We start from the raw sequence: 17,155 nt of genomic DNA on the forward strand, positions 1-17,155 counted from the left end.
TTAATAATATTCTATCAAATTTTAAGAAGTGTCCATTTAAAATGGTCAATGAAAAAGCTATTCCCATGATTCTAGGAATAGCTAAATGTCTAATACACATCTTTTTTTGTAAAAACCGTAAAAGAGACCACCAATGCAACGGCCCACCAGATTAATAGTACCATCATGGAGAATGAGAGGTTCATGCCTTCAATTGGCGGTGCATTCCCCTTCATATAATCCGTTAACCGTAAATTGACCATAAAAAGGTATTTGGCTGATTCCCAGGATGAGACCATATTACTTAAGATGGCTCCTGAGATAAGTGCTGCAAGCATAACCCCCATCCCTGCAGCGGTGCTTCGAATGAGAACTGACAACATAAAGGATAACGTGCCAACAACGATGGCAACAAACCATACTAGTCCAAAATCCATCAATAAAAACTTCCATAGGCTTAGGAGTTTTACATCGGATGTATTTAAACCTGATTCGGTTACGTTAAAACCAGTCAGGATTGGGGTTCCCCACCCCTTATAGCCAAATACGACTCCAGAAATGACATAAGAGATGATTCCTGTTATCGCAATAATCAACGAAACTGCTAAACAAAGTGTGATGTATTTACTTAAAAGTACCCTCCACCTCTTTACCGGCCTTGTCAGAAGCAGTTTGATCGAGCCAAGGCTATGTTCGGAAGAAACTAAATCACTTGCAATGACCATAACCATTAGCGGAATAAATAAGTCAATCGAGTTTTCCAAAAAGATACGCATGAAGGTTGGTGCGCCCGGCTCTGATGGATTAATATCATGATCTAAATAATATTGCTGCTGTTGGAGCGAAATTTGCAGCTGTTTTTTCCATTCATCAGAAATTCGGCTGCTGCTAAGGCGGTTGGTTGTGTCGACAATTTGCTGTTGTAAAATGGTCCGCCAATCACTTGTGCCTAACTTTTCCCGCTGTGTTTGAACCTGCTTATATTGCGCATAGGTAAACAGCATGACAAGGACACCAATAATCAGTGCAATGACCACAAGCCTCTTCTTGGCAATAAGCTTCATCATTTCATTTTGAATTAATTTATTCAATGGTATCACCCCCCGTAAGTTCGAGGAATAAGTCTTCTAATACTGGCATTTTTCGATTGATTTCTGTAACGGAGACACCTGCTGATACAAGCTGTTTATTCCATTCCGGCGTCTTCTGTTCATTAAATTCCGTTAGAATGGTGCCATCATCTTTTACTTCAATTGCCGTTAAGGAACTTAATACTTGTTTTCCTTTTTCAAACGGTGAAACCCGCCAGACAACACGTTCCCGATTTGAAAGCAGCTGTTCTACCGTATCAATTTTAATAATGGTTCCTTTTGAAATAATTGCCACCCGGTCACACAATAATTGTATTTCACTTAACAAATGGCTCGAAACAAGAACACTTAGCCCTTCTTGTTCTGCCAAAAAGCGGATAAACTGCCTCATTTCCCTTATTCCTGCCGGGTCCAGTCCATTTGTTGGTTCATCTAAAATTAACACCTTTGGGCGTCCTAATAGGGCTTGAGCGATTCCAAGACGCTGCCGCATCCCTAATGAATAGGTTTTAACTTTATCATGGATACGATCAGTCAAGCCGACAAGTTCAGTGACTTCCCTAATGCGGTCCTCCCCTACCCCATCAATCATTCGGGCAAAATGAAGGAGATTATTGTAACCCGATAAGTATGGATATAGCTCCGGATTTTCGACAATGCAGCCAAGGTTGCTCATTGCCTCTCGGAATTGATTCTCTACATTATATCCGCATATGTAAATACTTCCCGCAGTCGGTTTAATAAGCCCAACAAGCATTCGGATCGTCGTTGTTTTCCCTGCTCCATTTGGTCCCAAAAAGCCAAATACCTCTCCTTCGCGCAGATCAAACGTCAATCCTTTAATGATTTCTCTTTTTCCAATGACCTTTCTCAAATTATCAACAGCTAAGGTAATCTTTTTCTCCATAATTCTTCTCCTTACCAGGTAAGCAGCGAGGCAACACGCTCAGCAATTAAACGGTACCCTTTTGTGTTTGGATGAAACTTATCCGAATACAGATAATCGTTTACTCTTAACTCAAATAAGTCAAATGTTGGTACAAAGACGATTTTAGGGAATGCTGCACTTACTTCGGCACTGTCATAGTTCCAGTGGCGGACCACCCTAGACATCTCTTTCCCTTGGTCTAACTCAATAAATGGATTGTATAGTCCAATGAAGAACACATTTGCATTCTGATTGTTTTTTCGAATCTGCTCAAAAATAAACTTTAAATTATCAAGATATTGCTTTTCAATTTTGGCAATATTGGCTGTTGAATAATCGGTTAATCCCTGGCCGCCTCGGAACAAATCGTTTCCTCCAATAGTTACTAACACGATATCAGCCTTTTGGATTTGCCTTGCCACTTCAGTTTCTTGAACCTGTTTACGAAGCTGATCTGATCTTTGACCATTAATGCCGAGATTAGTCAGCTGCACAGGCTTTTTGGTTTTTTCCTTAATTTCATCGGTCAAATCTCCGACGTATCCTTTCCCGGTCTCGTCACCTGTTCCTCTCGTTAGTGAGTCTCCTATAGCCACAATGGTTAGTCCCTTTTTGTTTTCTACTTTTTTGCTTACCGTATTTGTTTCAGGAAGCTTATCAGGTTTACCTGCATAATATTGACCTACTGCCCAGCCAAGTCCAATCAGCCAGAGGAGACAGAACAATACCCCAACAGCAGTGATGGAACGGATGGTATTCTTACCCATGTGTGACACCCTTTCTGGCCTTTTCTTTAATTTAATCACAGTTGTGGTTTGAATCAAACTTTTGACCCTTGTGATTTATAGGTTTTAATTTAAAATTCATTATTTGTTAACCATTTCTTTAGATTTTATAAAAATAGCCGACTCCCATTTAGGAAATCGGCTTTGCACAATCTATTCTTCTAAATTACCCATTGGTCCAAAGAACTCAAAGTGAATCCTGCTTTCATTTACTCCAAGTTCTTTTAAGGAGCGGTTTATTGATTTCATAAATGGTACTGGCCCACAGAAATAAAATTCTGATTCCTCAAAGGATACATGATCCTTTAACCACTCACGTGTTATATAGCCTTCAACATCAAAACGCTTATTTAAGCGGTCTTCTTCTGTTGGTGAATCATAAAAAACATATGAATTCACATAATCAAGAGCGGTTAACTCTTCGACCTCACTTCTTAATGCATGGACATTACTGTTAGACGCTGCATGGACAAACGTTACTTTACGTTCAGGCTGTACTTCAACAACCGTTTTTAGCATGCTCATCATTGGTGTTAGGCCGACACCGCCGCTTAATAATACAACAGGTGTAGTCTTGTTTGTATCTAGAATAAAATCGCCTGCAGGTGCACTGACTTTTAGAATATCTCCTTCATTCACATGATCATGTAAGTAATTCGATACCATTCCATCAGGGTTTGCTGTTCCTGATTCTTTTTTAACACTGATTCGGTAATACTCTTTTCCTGGGGCGTCTGACAAACTGTATTGACGAATATGGGTAAACTTCTCACCCGCTATTTCTAGTTTAATACTAATATACTGTCCTGGGTTAAAACTTGCGATATCACGTTGATCCTCTGGTTTTAAATAGAATGATGTAATGACGTCACTTTCTACTACTTTACGGTCAACCACAAAATTCCGGAAGCCACTCCATCCACCCTGCTGGCTTGTTGCTTCATCATACATTTCAGCTTCTACACTGATAAAAGCGTCAGCAATTACGTTATAAGCTTGAGCCCATGCATCGATAATCTCATCCGTTGCCGCATCACCTAATACTTCCTTAATGGCCATTAACAAATGTTTTCCAACGATAGGATAATGTTCTGGCTTAATTCCAAGACTTCTATGTTTATGCGCAATTTGTTTAACTACTGGTAAAATTGCTTCAAGGTTATCGATATACATGGCCGCCGCGTATACCGTTCCAGCAAGAGCTTTTTGCTGTCTCCCCTGTTTTTGATTAGCGTGATTAAAGATATTTAATAATTCCGGGTGATTTCCGAACATTAACTTATAAAAAGTAGTGGTGATTGTTTCTCCATGCTTTTCTAATACTGGTACTGTTGATTTAATAATTTCAATTGTTTTTTGATCTAACATATTAGAACACTCCTTATCTAGTTATCACTATATCCATAGTGATTATATGCAATAAATCAAAGTAACTAAGTGATTCAAATCACACATTTTTATTTTTATATATTAATTTCAGCATTTTTCTTCTAATTTTCACAAAATGTTCAAAGATTAATATGACAGATATAACTAGTGAAACTGTTTTCAATATAGTAATGTTTATTATAGACTTCTAAAGACAACCTAATTTGTGTATTTACCGGAGGAAAAGGATTATTATGAGTAAAGCAAAAATTGCGTGGATTACAGACACCACTGCTTCTCTGAGCAAAAAATTTATTGAGGAACACGATATCTATGTCATTCCCTTACATGTTGTCATTAATGATGAATTTTATAAAGAAACAATTGATATAACGGAACATGAATTTTATGAACGGATGAAAAACGAGGAAGGAAAATTTCAGTCTTCCCAACCTTCTATTAACGACTTTGTTGAGCTATATAGGAAATTAAAAGAGGACTATGATTTTGGAATCGCGGTCCATGCCTCAAGTACTTTAACTGGAACCTATCAATCATCAGTTATGGCAGCAAATATGGAAGATTTTAAGTTATACGCCATTGACTCCAAGATAGGTTCCTATCCTCTATCATTTTTAATAAAAAAGGGGATTGAACTTGTTGAGAAAGGTTTAGAAGCGGACGAGGTGGTTGAACGTCTGAATGCCTTGCGCAGCAATACTAGATTGTATTTGGTCCCTTCTAATTTGGACCAGCTTCACAAAAGCGGGCGGGTGTCAGGCAGTCAAAAAATCTTAGCTTCTCTCTTTAATATTAAGCCGATTCTGGCAATTGAAGATGGGGCTGCACAGATTAAAGATAAAGTTCGGACTGAAAAGAAAGCCATTGCTTATCTTGCTTCTAAATTAAGAGAAGATCTTGAAACAAAAACAGTAAAAAAAGTAGCTATTGTCCATGCGAATGATCCCGAAAAGGCTGCGGAGATTGAAAAATACATGAACGATCATTTTCCAGATATTGAAACAGAAATTTTAATGCTCATCACGGTTGCAGGAGTTCATACCGGTGTCGGGACACTAGGGCTTTCATGGGTATGTGAGTAAAGGACTGATTCTCATCAGTCCTTTTTTTGTATATCCCCTATAATATACCTTTAGCTTTTGCTTCTGTTAACCACCCAGGAAACTCATTTAATAACTGATTATACAATTCCTCATCTGTTATTTTTTCAATATCTTTAATGTGAAAAAAGTTAGCATTATCTACAAAGCGGCCTTCCATTGTATCTAATTTTTCAAGTACTTCAAAATTGGAATCACCCACTCCGACAAATTGCCAAAAGATTGGCTTTGTAGATGATTCGACTACTGGTTTCTTAATGGTTTTTTTACATCCTCCATCGTTTATAAATACAATAAAAGCAGGCTCTGATGAAGGTGACTCTTCTGTATATTTCTTAATCACATCTACCATGACAGGTGGTTCATCGTTCCTTCCGAATTTATGTATTAGGTCGTTGTTTAAAATATACTCTTCCACATAATTCACAAAGTCCCGCTCCGTAACCGATTTTAAACGGGAATATTCATTATCATACACCCAGACATCTAAAGTACCATCATCGTCAAATTGGCTGGCAACCGCTAATATTCTCTCAACAACCTTTTGAACAGTACCATTTTTATATAAACTTCTCATTGAGCCTGAAATATCCAACACTAAACCAACTCTGGCAACAACATTGGTTAGCTTCTTTTTTTCTAAAACGATTCCTGCTTTTTGTTTTAATAAACTAATGGATGACATTTTTTATTCCTCCCAATGGATAATGGTGCGATTCTTAGAAAATAATCATCTTCTATTATTATACTTCATTAAAAAAATATGTTAGATTATTTTCTATAAAATAAATGTGTGAAATGGATTTGAAATGATGAAAAAAAACAAAAGAATGTTATGGATACTAAGTATCTTTACAGTAATAGGGTTAATTTATGTGAGTATATTACAGGTTAAGATTATTCAATATAGCCATCTAAAAGCCCCAAAGGATGCGGATTATTTGATTGTTCTTGGAGCAAGAGTTAGAGGTGAAAAGCCTTCTCTGGCGTTTGCAAGCAGGATTGATACAGCAGCTACGTACCTAAAAGAAAACCCAAAAACCATTGTCATTGCCTCAGGAGGCAAAGGACCAGGCGAGGACATCTCTGAAGCCAAGGCAATTAAAAGGGAGCTAGTTAAGCAAGGAATTAACAAATCTCGAATATTATTAGAAGACCGCTCAACGGATACCTATGAAAATATAGAGTTCTCCAAAAAGCTCATTCCTCCTAATGCTGAACTTGGGGTTATAGTGACGAATACATTCCATTTATATCGTGCGCTTTCTATTGCCAATGATCAAGGTTTACATGTTAAGGGTCTGCCTGCAAAAACACCATGGTTAGCCGTTTTAAAAAATTACTCCCGTGAATATTTGGCTATTACTAAATACTACTTAAAAAAGGTAATAGCATAAAAACTCGACTGATTTTTAGTCGAGTTTTCTTCATTATTTTATTTTTGCATAGATACAGGTATCTCTTACTTCTTTGCTATCTGCAGAAATACCGTCATTTTTTAAGATGCCTTCCAATTTGAATCCTAGTTTTTCAGGGATAGCCCTGCTTTTAGTATTTTTCCTATCACAACGGATTTCCACTCGTTTTGCGTTTAGTTCGCGAAAAGCAAATTCGGTAATTGCCTGAGCTGCCTCTGTGATATATCCTTTACCGCTGAACCTGGTATCAATCCAGTAGCCGATTTCGAATTTTGGTACATCCCAGTTCATGCGATGCAAACCTGAAGCCCCGATAAATTCACCTGTTTCCCGATGAAAGATATGGAGTCTAAGGTCCTCTCTGGTTAAAAACTTGGCATGCGCATCACGCATGTTGGCTTCAACCTCTTGTTCGGTTTGTTCTCTATTAGCCCAAGGCATCCATGGTTTCAGTTCATTTATGGATGACTGTATAGCTTCATATACCATTTTTCCATCTCCAGGCATCGTCTTTCTAATCCATAGTCTCTCAGTATAAATTTCTTCTGGAAACTCTATTAAAATTGGTTTCATTTAATCTCGCTCCTTTCTGAATAAAAGAATTTCGATATTCATATTTAATTTTCCTTTTTTAAATGGGAAAAGGTTGATTTCTTTATTATGTGTCAGCCTGTAGATACCTTTAAGGGGTTGTCCGAGATATACCTCTATGAGGACAGGTTTCTGGTTTCTGCACACAGTTTGTCCTCATAAGCCCTTCATGTGGACATGATCCTTGGTTTCCTTACGCAGGTTGTCCTCATGAGCCCTTCATGTGAACATGGGTCTTGGTTTCTTTATACAGTTTGTCCTCATGAGCCTTTCATGTGGACATGGGATCTTGTTTCTTGATGCAGGTTGTCCTCATGAGCCTTTCATGTGGACATGAACCTTGGTTTCTTCACACAGTTTGTCCTCATGGGCCTTTCATGTGGACTGGGGACCTTGTTTCTTTATAAAGTTTGTCCTCAGACCTAGTATTAGGCGCCATATATAAAAAGACTCTCCCAAAACTGGAAGAGCCTTCATCTATCTTAGTATGCTTTTGCCCAATAAACCATTTGCTCTGTTTCTTTTCCACAGCAAACACATTTATCTGCCACTTTTTCTTGCTCAAATGGGATACAGCGAGAAGTTGCACCCGTATCTTCTTTGATTTTTTCTTCACACGCTAAATCACCGCACCACATGGCTTTAATAAACCCTGGCTTTGCCTCCAGAGTATCTTTTAACTCTCCAAGAGTCGTTGCTGCGGAGGTTCTCTCTTCGCGGTGATTTAATGCCTTATTATAAAGATTTGATTGAATATCATCCAACAATTCAACAAGCTTTGTTTCTAATTCAGCTAAAGGAACAATAACCTTCTCTAATGTATCCCTTCTAACCAACACAACTTGTTTATTTTCAATATCTTTTGGTCCAACTTCAAGACGAACAGGGATTCCCTTCATCTCATACTCATTGAACTTCCAGCCTGGCTTCTTGTCGCTAGCGTCGATATCAACACGAGCAATCGCACCAAGAGATTTTTTCAAATCATAAGCAAAATCAAGTACGCCTTCCTTATGCTGTGCAATAGGAACAATCATCACCTGAGTTGGAGCTGCTTTTGGAGGAATAACTAAACCTCGGTCGTCACCGTGAACCATGATCAATGCACCGATAATTCTTGTTGTGAAGCCCCATGAGGTTTGATGAACGTACTGAAGCTTACCTTCTTTGTCTGTATACTGAATGTTAAACGCTTCAGCAAAACCAGTACCAAAGTGATGGGAAGTTCCGGATTGTAATGCTTTTCCATCGTGCATTAAGCTTTCAATAGTAAAGGTAGCTTTTGCACCAGCAAACTTCTCCTTCTCCGTTTTTTGACCCTTCACAACCGGAATCGCAAGAATTTCTTCACATACGGCAGCATACACATTTAACATTTTAATGGTTTCTTCCATTGCCTCTTCATCGGTCGCATGAGCTGTATGGCCTTCCTGCCACAAGAACTCAAGCGTTCTCAAAAATGGACGTGTTGTTTTCTCCCAACGAACAACGTTTGCCCACTGATTATACAGCTTTGGTAAATCACGATAAGAATGAATGATGTTGCTGTAGTGTTCACAGAACAATACCTCAGATGTCGGACGGACTACTAACCGTTCTGCTAGTGGCTCAGAACCTCCGTGCGTTACCCAAGCCACTTCCGGAGCAAATCCCTCGACATGATCTTTTTCCTTTTGAAGTAGGCTTTCTGGAATAAATAATGGCATATATACATTTTCATGCCCTGTTTCTTTAATGCGGCGGTCAAGCTCATTTTTAATGTTATCCCATAATGCATAACCATATGGGCGGATAATCATTGAACCGCGTACACTTGAATAATCGATTAAATCAGCTTTCGTTACAACATCTGTATACCACTGGGCGAAATCTTCGTCCATGCTGGTTACATCTTTTACAAATTCCTTTGCCATTTTGACACCCCATTATTATTAATTACAGAGAATTATCGAGCGTATTTCTGCTTTTTGAATACAAAAAGACCCTGATCCAAAAAAAGGGACCAAGGCCTGGCGGTACCACCCTAAATTCAAAAAGCAAATGCTTTTAACTCTCTTACATGATAACGGATTTTATCCGCATGTATCTTCAAATAATAATCCGATACAGAACTCGTGAGGCAGGTTCAATTGATTGTCTTAAGAAACCTCACACCAATGGTTTCCTCTCTTGGTAAGACTGAAGTCAATTTACTAATCCCCGTCAACGTTTCAAATAGTATTTTTGAAAAAATTATATATTTCTCTATAATAAAAGTCAAATATATTATGGATTATTTTACACTGTGAACCAAATTCAGGACAAAAAGGGGTGCTCGAATGACCAAAGATAAGGATGAGTTTGAAAAGGAAGAAGTAGAAAAAGAGATTTTACTCGAATACATGAAACTCCAAAATGAAGCCCTTAAAAGAATCTATAAAAATACATTAGATAAAAACAAAGAAAAGTATGAAGAGTCATAAAACGTTCATATAAATCACGGAATATACAAATTTTCAGCCATTATTTATATTTATAATACTCTTATGTTGCTTACTAAAAATGCACATAAGAGGAGAAGAAACATGAATCTATTTTTGATGATTTCAGCCGCCTTTGTCTCCTTCGGCACAGGCTATTCCATTTATCTTCTATACCGTAATAAAAACAAATTGAACAATACTCCGGGAATCTTGATTAGTATGGTAATTGCTGTCATCACTGGTTTACTTGCTGGAAGTATCATGGGGATTATATCTGGCGAGACCTTTTTGACTGTAGGAATCAGCATGATCACTGGGTTTGTGGTGGGTTTTTTGGCCGGCCATCCGGCCGGGATCTTATCAATATTAATGGGATCCATCTCTGGGTTAATTGGCGGGATTAATGGGGCCATTCTTGGTCTATTCCTACAATATATCAACCCAACGATTTTGCTGGGAATCTTATTAGGATTTTACATTGTCATCATCGGCTTTGTCATCATTTATATTCAAGTAGCAACGAACAACCATTTTTCAATCAACACAGAAGAACTTTCACCTTTTGCTATTATCGCAGGAGGCATAGTCCTTGTTTCATTATTCTTATTTATGTACAGCAGTGATATCGTAAAGATTCCAGGTAAAAACGATACAACTCAAGCACAAGCAGCAAGTAGTCAAGTGGCGGCTGCAACGGAAGTAAATGTAACTGGAGAGAGTTCACCACGAGTTAAACTGCTTGTGAACAATAACGGGTATACTCCAAATGTAATCCGGGTCAAAAAAGGCGTTCCCGTTAAACTTGAAATTACTAATCCGTTAGATAGTAGCAGCTGCTTATCAACCTTCATGATCCCGGATTTCAATATTAATCAGATACCCCTTAAAACAGGTATAACGGAATTATCTTTTACCCCTGATAAAACGGGCGAATATACCTTTAGCTGTGGAATGAAGATGTTCACAGGGAAAATCATTGTCGAGTAAGTAATAAAAGCTGAGGAGCCGAAACTTTGCGTGTCTAAACCTATAAAAAGTTTTATTCTATCATTTTCTTAAACACCAAAAAGCACACGGAGTCTTGACACGTGTGCTTTTGTTAATTAGATATCGGAAAACATATCAGTTTGGCGTTTTTTTCGTTTAGCTTCAGCACCTAGAACCTTAATCGATAAATAGATTCCAGTACCTGTTAATGCCATCACCTCAATAGCAATTAAATCAATTAACCATTTAATATTGGTATTGCCAATTCTACCTTCGTGAAGACCACGGATGATCCCCATTGCCGAGGTTTGTCCCATACCTTCCCTAGTCATTCCAGCAGGAAAGTTTCCATTTCCGCCAAAATTTCCACGTCTTTGGAATTGTCCATTGCCATTAAATCTTTGAGTTTGATTACCATTTTGACCTTGTATTTGTCCAGCTGCTTGTCCGGAATTTTGGTTCATCCCTTGTCCTGCTTGTCCCTTATTAAATTGGCCTCTGTTAAATTGACCTTGCTGAAAATTCCCTTTGAATCCTTCTTGCTGTGTTTGTCCGATTAACCACGGTTCATTCATCAATAACCCGGTAATTGATTCCATAAAGATAAAAATCGATGCAATGAGACCAATCCATAAATGTGCTTTTCTTGTACTTTTCATTTCTTTTTACTCCCTTCGGAAATCTTGAAACATGTTTAAATAGATAAGAACATTATGAAGAGGTTTCCTTAAGATTTTCTTAAATTTTAGGCTCTTTTAAATTTGGCTGTTGATTTCCGCTCCAGGCGCTCGCTTTCCGCGGGCGTGCCGGGGAGCCTCCTCGGCACATTATCGCCTGCGGGGTCTCCCCTGCCCCGTACTCCCGCAGGAGTCGAGCGCCTTCCGCTCCAATCAACAGAGTATAAAAAAACAACGTTATCGTTTAAAAGAGCCAAAATTTAAGAAGCCCCAAAAATTATTTTTGGGACTTCGGAAATGTGATTTCAATTTTTGTTCCTTTACCAAGGGTACTCTGAACCTTTGTTTTGCCATGATGCTTTTCTATAATCCATTTGGCAATTGATAAACCTAGTCCTGTTCCCTCTACTCCTGTCCGGGATTTATCACTTTGATAGAAGCGATCAAAAATTTTCGGAATATCCTCTTCAGGAATCCCAATTCCCGTATCTGTTACTTTTAAGAATATAGAGGAATGACTCTGTGTGCAGGAAAGAGAGATTTCTCCTCCTTCTTTTGTATACTTAATAGCATTATCCAATAGAATCACAATCAATTGATGGATTCTTTCTTTGTCTGCCAAAAACGTAACAGGTTCAACTGCCTCTAAACTTAAGGTTTTCTCCTGATACAACGCGATATCTTCGAACTGTTGAATAATTTCTTTTAAAAGTTCATCCAATTGGAACGAAGATTTTTTCATTTCTATTTGATCAGAATCCGATCTGGCTAGTGTTAATAAATTGGTTACCAGTTTTGAAAGCCTTCTAGATTCCTTTGAAATAGTCGAGATATCTAAAATTTTATCCTGAATGGTTGCAGATGGTGAACGAAACAGGATATCTGTTTTAGCTTGAATGACCGCCAATGGCGTTCTTAACTCATGCGATGCATCAGAGACAAATTCTTGCTGCTTTTGCCAAGATTTTTTAATAGGAACAAGTGCTCTTCCAGCCAAGAAATAACCTGAAACGACCGCACATACAATCCCTGCACCACAACCAATTAACATGATTAATAAAAGCCTGTCTAATAGTTCTTTTTCGGAGTCCACATTTCGAATCACTTGTACGGTTATTTTTCCAACTTGAGGCAATTCTGTCTTGAATGCGACATATCGAAAAGTAAAGTCCTCTACATCTACATCTTCTAACGTGCCGTATTTTTTCGGACGAATCAGTTTTTCATTATCTTGAAAAAGCTCGGTTCCTCGATTTTCCTCAGCCAAAAGCTGCCCTTTTTCATCCCAGATTAACATAATAATTCGAGGATCTCTTCGCATAATTTTTGGTTCTGAATTTGTATCCCCATCATGATCCCCCACTTGATTATTCTCTGGACCGATGGGCCTTTGAAAATGATCGACAGATTCTAATAATGATTGGTTAACATCTTGATATAGTTTATTATCAGTATAAAAATAAATAATGCTTCCTAGAATACTGATTAAAACAATAAAAACAATAGAATTGATCAAAGTAAGTCTAATATGTGTTTGACGAAACATAAGTGCCCCTATTCTTCATTCAGCATGTAGCCGACGCCGCGGATGGTCTTAATGTCAGAATGATAACCAGAGGGTTCAAGTTTTTTACGGAGATGGTGCATAAACACTTCAACAATTGCTACCGTTGTATCTGAGTCGAATCCCCATACGCGGTCATAAATTTGTTCTTTTGTTAAAATAACCCCTTTATTTTGAATTAAATATTCAAGAAGTTCATATTGCTTGGCCGTGAGTTTAATGGAAACCCCATCCACTAAAATATCTCGTTCTTTTCCTAATAATTCAATCCCCCGATATTGAATGGTTTGGTTAGTTGTTAGGCTGCCAGTTCTCCTAAGTAATGCCCTGATTCGCGCCTTTAACTCAGCTGCCTGAAATGGTTTTACTAAATAATCATCACCGCCGCTGTCTAATCCTTTGACACGGTCTTCTAAAGAATCTCTTGCTGTTAGAAAAAGAACAGGAATCTTTAGTCCTTCCTTACGAATGGTCTGAAGCACCTCAAAGCCATCAATTTCAGGAATCATCACATCCAAAACAATCGCATCATGGATATTTTGCATAGCTAAGAATAAGGCATCCTCCCCGTTTGACGCTTGATCAACTTCAAATTCATCCGACAATAATTGAACGATTGATTCTAATAACGGAAGGTTATCTTCTACTACTAGTAAACGCATCTAATCTCTCCTCAATACATATAATTCATACTATTATATAGGAAATAAAGCGGCCGCAACAATGACGATCCGCTTCTTTTCCAAATTATTCATACCTTAAAGCTTGGATTGGATTTAATTTTGAAGCTTTATTCGCTGGGAATACTCCAAATACCACTCCGACTATTAACGAGAACAAAAACGAGAATAAGATAACGGATGATGAGAAAGAAACACTTAGGCTAAATAGGGAAGAGACTAATTCCCCTATGCCTAATCCTGATATAATCCCTATCAGTCCGCCGACACTGCTCAATACAACCGCTTCAATTAAGAACTGGATAAGGACATCTCTCCTTTTTGCTCCAATGGCTTTACGGATTCCAATTTCCTTTGTTCTTTCTGATACAGATACGAGCATGATATTCATGATACCTATTCCACCGACTAACAAGGAAATACTTGCAATCCCGCCAAGCATTAACGTCATGGTATCAGAGACAGAACTCATCGTGTCCATAACATCCTGTTGATTTGTTACACTATAAGAATCACTTTGATTTGGATACAGTGAGGCCATCTTCATTTCAACCTCATTCATGACATTATCCATCTGGTCTTCACTTTTACCCTGTAAATAAACTTGACTGATCGTAGTACTTCCGATTAAACGCTGGCCTGTGCTTAGTGGGACGATCACTGTATTGTCCCCGCCTTGTCCCATTGAGCTTCCCTTTGAAACTAGTACACCGACCACTTTATAGGAAGTTCCTTCAATTTGCAGATATTGACCAACGGGGTCTTCTGTTCCAAAAAAAGTAGTGGCCGTAGAAGAACCGATCACGGCAACTTTTTGCCTGTATTCAATATCTAGGTCTGTGATAAAACGCCCGGCACTTACTTTCGTATCTCGCACCTGTGAATAGGCAGCATTCGTTCCAGTTAAGCTCACTTGTGAAGTTGTCCTATCCTTTTTAACATTTACCCGTCCAGAAACAACCGGCGAGATGGCTTTTACACCCTCTAATTTACTAAGTTCACTAATTTTATCCTCGGTTAATGCCACATCTGTACTAAATGTGCTTATGGTTAATAAATTGGTCCCTAATTGATTGATTTGACTCGTCACATTTTTTGTAGAACCTTGGGCAATGGAGACAAGAACAATGACCGATGAAACTCCAATAATCATCCCAAGCATGGTAAGAACAGACCTTAATTTATTTCCTTTTATACTTTTAAGAGCCATTTTAATAGATTGCAAGATGCCCAATGAGTTCACCTCCATTTTCCTGTAATTGTCCATCTTGAATGCTGACCATTCTTTTTGCTTGTTTGGCAATGTCCAGGTCATGGGTAATTAGGATAATCGTATGGCCCAATTCATTTAATTGTTTCATAATCTGCATGATTTCCTTACTTGTTTTACTGTCAAGGGCTCCGGTTGGTTCATCGGCAAGTAGAATGGAAGGATTACCGGCAAGTGCCCTTGCAATAGCAACCCGCTGCTGCTGTCCACCTGAAAGCTGATTTGGCAAATGTCCCGCCCTTTCCTTTAATCCTACTTTTTCTAATGCCTCGAGGGCTCTCTCCTTTCGTTCTTTTGAAGATAATCCTGCATATAATAACGGAAGTTCTACATTTTCGAACGCTGTTAATTTGGTTAATAGGTTAAAATTTTGGAAGATAAAGCCGATTTTTTGATTCCTGATGGTTGCTAATTCATTGTCATCCATTTTAAATATATCCTTACCATCAAGCAGATACTTTCCCGACTGCGGCTTATCCAAACATCCAATCATATTCATTAATGTTGATTTACCAGAACCTGAAGGACCAATAATGGCCAAAAATTCTCCTTTTTCAATCTCAATGGAAACGTCATTTAACGCGTGGACGATTTCTCCGCCTAATTTATAGGCTTTCTTTAGATTACTAATTTGCATGATAGGTTTACCCATTACTGTCCACTCCTTCCACTAAACTGTCCGGCACCACTGCTCCGATACATTGCTCTCATACTACCTGTACCTCCCATACCGCTAAATAAACTATTTCCTTGAGTTGAAGAAGTAGTTGAACTTGCTTTCGCTAATTTCGGCAGCTGAACAGTTTCTCCCTCTGAAAGGCCTTCCGTTATTTCTACATAATCTTCATTAGCAATGCCAGTTTTAACTGTTTTCTTTGTAGGGTTTGAGGTGTCATCAGATGAAACGACATTGACATATTTTTTGTCATTTGATGATCGAACAGCATCAAGTGGAACATAAATGACGTTTTGTTTACTTTCTGTTAAGATACTTGCCTCGACAGTCATCCCTACTTTTAAGTTAGCAATTTTATCAATTGTAATCGTAACAGTAAAAGTAGAAATACCATTGGAAGCAGTACCTTCTTTAGAAATATTGGATACTTTCCCCGTATATTTTTCATCAGGGAATGCACTAACTTTTAAGTTTACCGTTTGCCCTTTTTGGATTTTAGAGATGTCAAGTTCATCAATTTGTACAGCTGTTTGCAGACTGCTATAGTCCGTTACATGAGCTACCACTTGCCCGGATGTAACGCCATCTCCTGCCGAAACGGATAATGTGGTAATTTTCCCGGTTGCAGTCGCTAGTATCGGGTCACTTCCATCTGTAAATGTAATGAGTTCATCCCCTTTATTGACCTGCTCCCCAGTCGTGACCAATACCTCATCAATCTCATCATTATTAAAGGTCGACATGATATCTTGACTAGTGACTGCCTGAACAGTTCCGGCGCCACTAATGTTTACATCTAAGGTGCCTTTTTTAGCAACAGCAGTCCGTACTTCAGATGTGGTCTCGGCACTCGTTTTTGCTGCATACCATTGATAACCAGCAATACTAATAACCACTGCAGCCACCGCTATTAAAATCCATTTTTTCATTTGTGCTGACTCCTTTTCCCATACGGTTTCATTTGAATAAGCCTATTATTATCTTTGTTTCTTAACTTTTCCTTAAAGGAAATCATTGACTGAAAATTTCTTTTCACTTATAGTTAAACAAGTGAATAGTTAAATAGTTTAACTAATTTTGAGGAGGAAAAAAAATGGAGCATCATCCTACAATTCAGGAGTTAATCGATCGTTATGTATCGGTCTCCTTTCGTGTTCATAAAAAAGCTGAAACGTTAATTAAAGGGAAAATTGGAGATGATCTAACCAATGATCAGCACTACATACTTAGATACATTTCTCAGTCTGCAGAATGCACCTCGTCTGAATTGGCTGATGCTTTTGAAGTAAATAAAAGTGCCATTACCGCAATTATTAACCGAATGGCGGAAAGAGGGCTAATTGAGAGGACTCGAGATCAGAATGACAGACGGGTCGTTTATTTAACTCTAACAGAGGAAGGAAAAATGCTTTATCAGACCTGTCAGGAAAAGATTGAGCAACTAGTTGAGTCCATTATTACTCAATTTGAAGAGGTTGAAATTAAGAATTTTATTCATACTTACGAAAAACTTGCAGCTATATTAGACAAGAAAAGGGAAGAAATGGAGGAATAGTTT

General features: G+C 38.2%; 19 protein-coding genes and 1 other annotated feature. Of the genes, 5 read left to right on the forward strand and 14 right to left on the reverse strand.

Translation table 11 applies throughout. The features are described from left to right. Positions 1-89: 89 nt before the first annotated feature. The 4 genes from CVD27_RS06160 to hmpA form a co-directional block, all read right to left on the reverse strand. On the reverse strand, positions 90-1,070 hold the full coding sequence (locus CVD27_RS06160) for an ABC transporter permease (protein ID WP_101647002.1): 981 nt from the start codon (positions 1,068-1,070) through the stop codon (positions 90-92). Continuing rightward, positions 1,063-1,977: an ABC transporter ATP-binding protein gene (locus CVD27_RS06165; protein WP_101647003.1), complete on the reverse strand. Its 915-nt coding sequence runs from the start codon at positions 1,975-1,977 to the stop codon at positions 1,063-1,065. The genes CVD27_RS06160 and CVD27_RS06165 overlap by 8 nt, the downstream gene beginning before the upstream one ends. An 11-nt stretch (positions 1,978-1,988) precedes the next feature. Continuing rightward, positions 1,989-2,765: an SGNH/GDSL hydrolase family protein gene (locus CVD27_RS06170; RefSeq protein ID WP_101647004.1), complete on the reverse strand. Its 777-nt coding sequence runs from the start codon at positions 2,763-2,765 to the stop codon at positions 1,989-1,991. A gap of 171 nt (positions 2,766-2,936) precedes the next feature. Further along, on the reverse strand, positions 2,937-4,151 hold the full coding sequence (gene hmpA, locus CVD27_RS06175; RefSeq protein WP_101647005.1) for an NO-inducible flavohemoprotein: 1,215 nt from the start codon (positions 4,149-4,151) through the stop codon (positions 2,937-2,939). 254 nt (positions 4,152-4,405) lie between these two features. On the opposite strand from hmpA, the gene CVD27_RS06180 reads away from it, so the two are divergent. Then, positions 4,406-5,254: a DegV family protein gene (locus CVD27_RS06180; RefSeq protein ID WP_101647006.1), complete on the forward strand. Its 849-nt coding sequence runs from the start codon at positions 4,406-4,408 to the stop codon at positions 5,252-5,254. Between the two features lie 37 nt (positions 5,255-5,291). On the opposite strand, the gene CVD27_RS06185 is transcribed toward CVD27_RS06180, so the two are convergent. After that, entirely contained in the window at positions 5,292-5,957 is a 666-nt protein-coding gene (locus CVD27_RS06185) for a vWA domain-containing protein (RefSeq protein ID WP_101647007.1), read from the reverse strand. A gap of 127 nt (positions 5,958-6,084) precedes the next feature. Here CVD27_RS06185 and CVD27_RS06190 point away from each other — a divergent pair, with 127 nt between their 5' ends. Then, positions 6,085-6,669 carry a YdcF family protein gene (locus tag CVD27_RS06190; protein ID WP_101647008.1) on the forward strand — a complete coding sequence of 195 codons (585 nt, stop codon included), beginning with the start codon at positions 6,085-6,087 and terminating at the stop codon, positions 6,667-6,669. Positions 6,670-6,702: 33 nt separating this feature from the next. On the opposite strand, the gene CVD27_RS06195 is transcribed toward CVD27_RS06190, so the two are convergent. Both CVD27_RS06195 and proS read right to left on the reverse strand, forming a co-directional pair. Next, positions 6,703-7,263: a GNAT family N-acetyltransferase gene (locus CVD27_RS06195; protein WP_101647009.1), complete on the reverse strand. Its 561-nt coding sequence runs from the start codon at positions 7,261-7,263 to the stop codon at positions 6,703-6,705. Positions 7,264-7,763: 500 nt separating this feature from the next. Next, on the reverse strand, positions 7,764-9,194 hold the full coding sequence (gene proS / locus CVD27_RS06200; RefSeq protein ID WP_101647010.1) for a proline--tRNA ligase: 1,431 nt from the start codon (positions 9,192-9,194) through the stop codon (positions 7,764-7,766). An 81-nt stretch (positions 9,195-9,275) separates the two neighbouring features. After that, positions 9,276-9,496, reverse strand: a binding site (T-box leader). Between the two features lie 103 nt (positions 9,497-9,599). Here proS and CVD27_RS27960 point away from each other — a divergent pair. Then, a complete protein-coding gene (locus CVD27_RS27960) occupies positions 9,600-9,743 on the forward strand; it encodes a hypothetical protein (RefSeq protein WP_180960170.1) in 144 nt (47 codons plus the stop codon). Between the two features lie 102 nt (positions 9,744-9,845). Further along, a complete protein-coding gene (locus tag CVD27_RS06205; RefSeq protein ID WP_180960171.1) occupies positions 9,846-10,730 on the forward strand; it encodes a cupredoxin domain-containing protein in 885 nt (294 codons plus the stop codon). A gap of 116 nt (positions 10,731-10,846) precedes the next feature. On the opposite strand, the gene CVD27_RS06210 is transcribed toward CVD27_RS06205, so the two are convergent. The 7 genes from CVD27_RS06210 to CVD27_RS06235 all read right to left on the reverse strand — a co-directional run bounded on the left by CVD27_RS06210 (position 10,847) and on the right by CVD27_RS06235 (position 16,526). Further along, complete coding sequence (locus tag CVD27_RS06210) at positions 10,847-11,389, reverse strand: PepSY-associated TM helix domain-containing protein (protein WP_101647012.1); 543 nt, start codon at positions 11,387-11,389, stop codon at positions 10,847-10,849. 79 nt (positions 11,390-11,468) lie between these two features. After that, complete coding sequence (locus tag CVD27_RS27965) at positions 11,469-11,642, reverse strand: hypothetical protein (protein ID WP_180960183.1); 174 nt, start codon at positions 11,640-11,642, stop codon at positions 11,469-11,471. Positions 11,643-11,684: 42 nt separating this feature from the next. Then, entirely contained in the window at positions 11,685-12,953 is a 1,269-nt protein-coding gene (locus CVD27_RS06215) for a sensor histidine kinase (protein ID WP_101647013.1), read from the reverse strand. An 8-nt stretch (positions 12,954-12,961) separates the two neighbouring features. Next, complete coding sequence (locus tag CVD27_RS06220; protein ID WP_101647014.1) at positions 12,962-13,633, reverse strand: response regulator transcription factor; 672 nt, start codon at positions 13,631-13,633, stop codon at positions 12,962-12,964. Positions 13,634-13,718: 85 nt separating this feature from the next. Then, entirely contained in the window at positions 13,719-14,885 is a 1,167-nt protein-coding gene (locus CVD27_RS06225; RefSeq protein ID WP_101647015.1) for an ABC transporter permease, read from the reverse strand. Beyond that, the gene (locus CVD27_RS06230; RefSeq protein WP_101647016.1) at positions 14,863-15,573 is read right to left on the reverse strand and encodes an ABC transporter ATP-binding protein; all 711 of its coding nucleotides are present in this window, start codon (positions 15,571-15,573) and stop codon (positions 14,863-14,865) included. The genes CVD27_RS06225 and CVD27_RS06230 overlap by 23 nt, the downstream gene beginning before the upstream one ends. After that, entirely contained in the window at positions 15,573-16,526 is a 954-nt protein-coding gene (locus tag CVD27_RS06235) for an efflux RND transporter periplasmic adaptor subunit (protein ID WP_101647017.1), read from the reverse strand. The genes CVD27_RS06230 and CVD27_RS06235 overlap by 1 nt, the downstream gene beginning before the upstream one ends. Positions 16,527-16,690: 164 nt before the next feature. On the opposite strand from CVD27_RS06235, the gene CVD27_RS06240 reads away from it, so the two are divergent. Next, on the forward strand, positions 16,691-17,152 hold the full coding sequence (locus tag CVD27_RS06240; protein WP_101647018.1) for a MarR family winged helix-turn-helix transcriptional regulator: 462 nt from the start codon (positions 16,691-16,693) through the stop codon (positions 17,150-17,152). Positions 17,153-17,155: the final 3 nt, after the last annotated feature.

The sequence above is a fragment of the Neobacillus cucumis genome, from assembly GCF_002860255.1.
Classification (GTDB): Bacteria; Bacillota; Bacilli; order Bacillales; family Cytobacillaceae; genus Neobacillus; species Neobacillus cucumis_A.

What these genes read in the sequence shown, in the direction of transcription:
- CVD27_RS06165 (WP_101647003.1), bottom strand. Translation starts at nt 1,977, where the DNA reads ATGGAGAAAAAGATTACCTTAGCTGTTGATAATTTGAGAAAGGTCATT.
- CVD27_RS06170 (WP_101647004.1), bottom strand. Translation starts at nt 2,765, where the DNA reads ATGGGTAAGAATACCATCCGTTCCATCACTGCTGTTGGGGTATTGTTC.
- hmpA (WP_101647005.1), bottom strand. Translation starts at nt 4,151, where the DNA reads ATGTTAGATCAAAAAACAATTGAAATTATTAAATCAACAGTACCAGTA.
- CVD27_RS06180 (WP_101647006.1), top strand. Translation starts at nt 4,406, where the DNA reads ATGAGTAAAGCAAAAATTGCGTGGATTACAGACACCACTGCTTCTCTG.
- CVD27_RS06185 (WP_101647007.1), bottom strand. Translation starts at nt 5,957, where the DNA reads ATGTCATCCATTAGTTTATTAAAACAAAAAGCAGGAATCGTTTTAGAA.
- CVD27_RS06190 (WP_101647008.1), top strand. Translation starts at nt 6,085, where the DNA reads ATGAAAAAAAACAAAAGAATGTTATGGATACTAAGTATCTTTACAGTA.
- CVD27_RS06195 (WP_101647009.1), bottom strand. Translation starts at nt 7,263, where the DNA reads ATGAAACCAATTTTAATAGAGTTTCCAGAAGAAATTTATACTGAGAGA.
- proS (WP_101647010.1), bottom strand. Translation starts at nt 9,194, where the DNA reads ATGGCAAAGGAATTTGTAAAAGATGTAACCAGCATGGACGAAGATTTC.
- CVD27_RS27960 (WP_180960170.1), top strand. Translation starts at nt 9,600, where the DNA reads ATGACCAAAGATAAGGATGAGTTTGAAAAGGAAGAAGTAGAAAAAGAG.
- CVD27_RS06205 (WP_180960171.1), top strand. Translation starts at nt 9,846, where the DNA reads ATGAATCTATTTTTGATGATTTCAGCCGCCTTTGTCTCCTTCGGCACA.
- CVD27_RS06210 (WP_101647012.1), bottom strand. Translation starts at nt 11,389, where the DNA reads ATGAAAAGTACAAGAAAAGCACATTTATGGATTGGTCTCATTGCATCG.
- CVD27_RS06215 (WP_101647013.1), bottom strand. Translation starts at nt 12,953, where the DNA reads ATGTTTCGTCAAACACATATTAGACTTACTTTGATCAATTCTATTGTT.
- CVD27_RS06220 (WP_101647014.1), bottom strand. Translation starts at nt 13,633, where the DNA reads ATGCGTTTACTAGTAGTAGAAGATAACCTTCCGTTATTAGAATCAATC.
- CVD27_RS06230 (WP_101647016.1), bottom strand. Translation starts at nt 15,573, where the DNA reads ATGGGTAAACCTATCATGCAAATTAGTAATCTAAAGAAAGCCTATAAA.
- CVD27_RS06235 (WP_101647017.1), bottom strand. Translation starts at nt 16,526, where the DNA reads ATGAAAAAATGGATTTTAATAGCGGTGGCTGCAGTGGTTATTAGTATT.
- CVD27_RS06240 (WP_101647018.1), top strand. Translation starts at nt 16,691, where the DNA reads ATGGAGCATCATCCTACAATTCAGGAGTTAATCGATCGTTATGTATCG.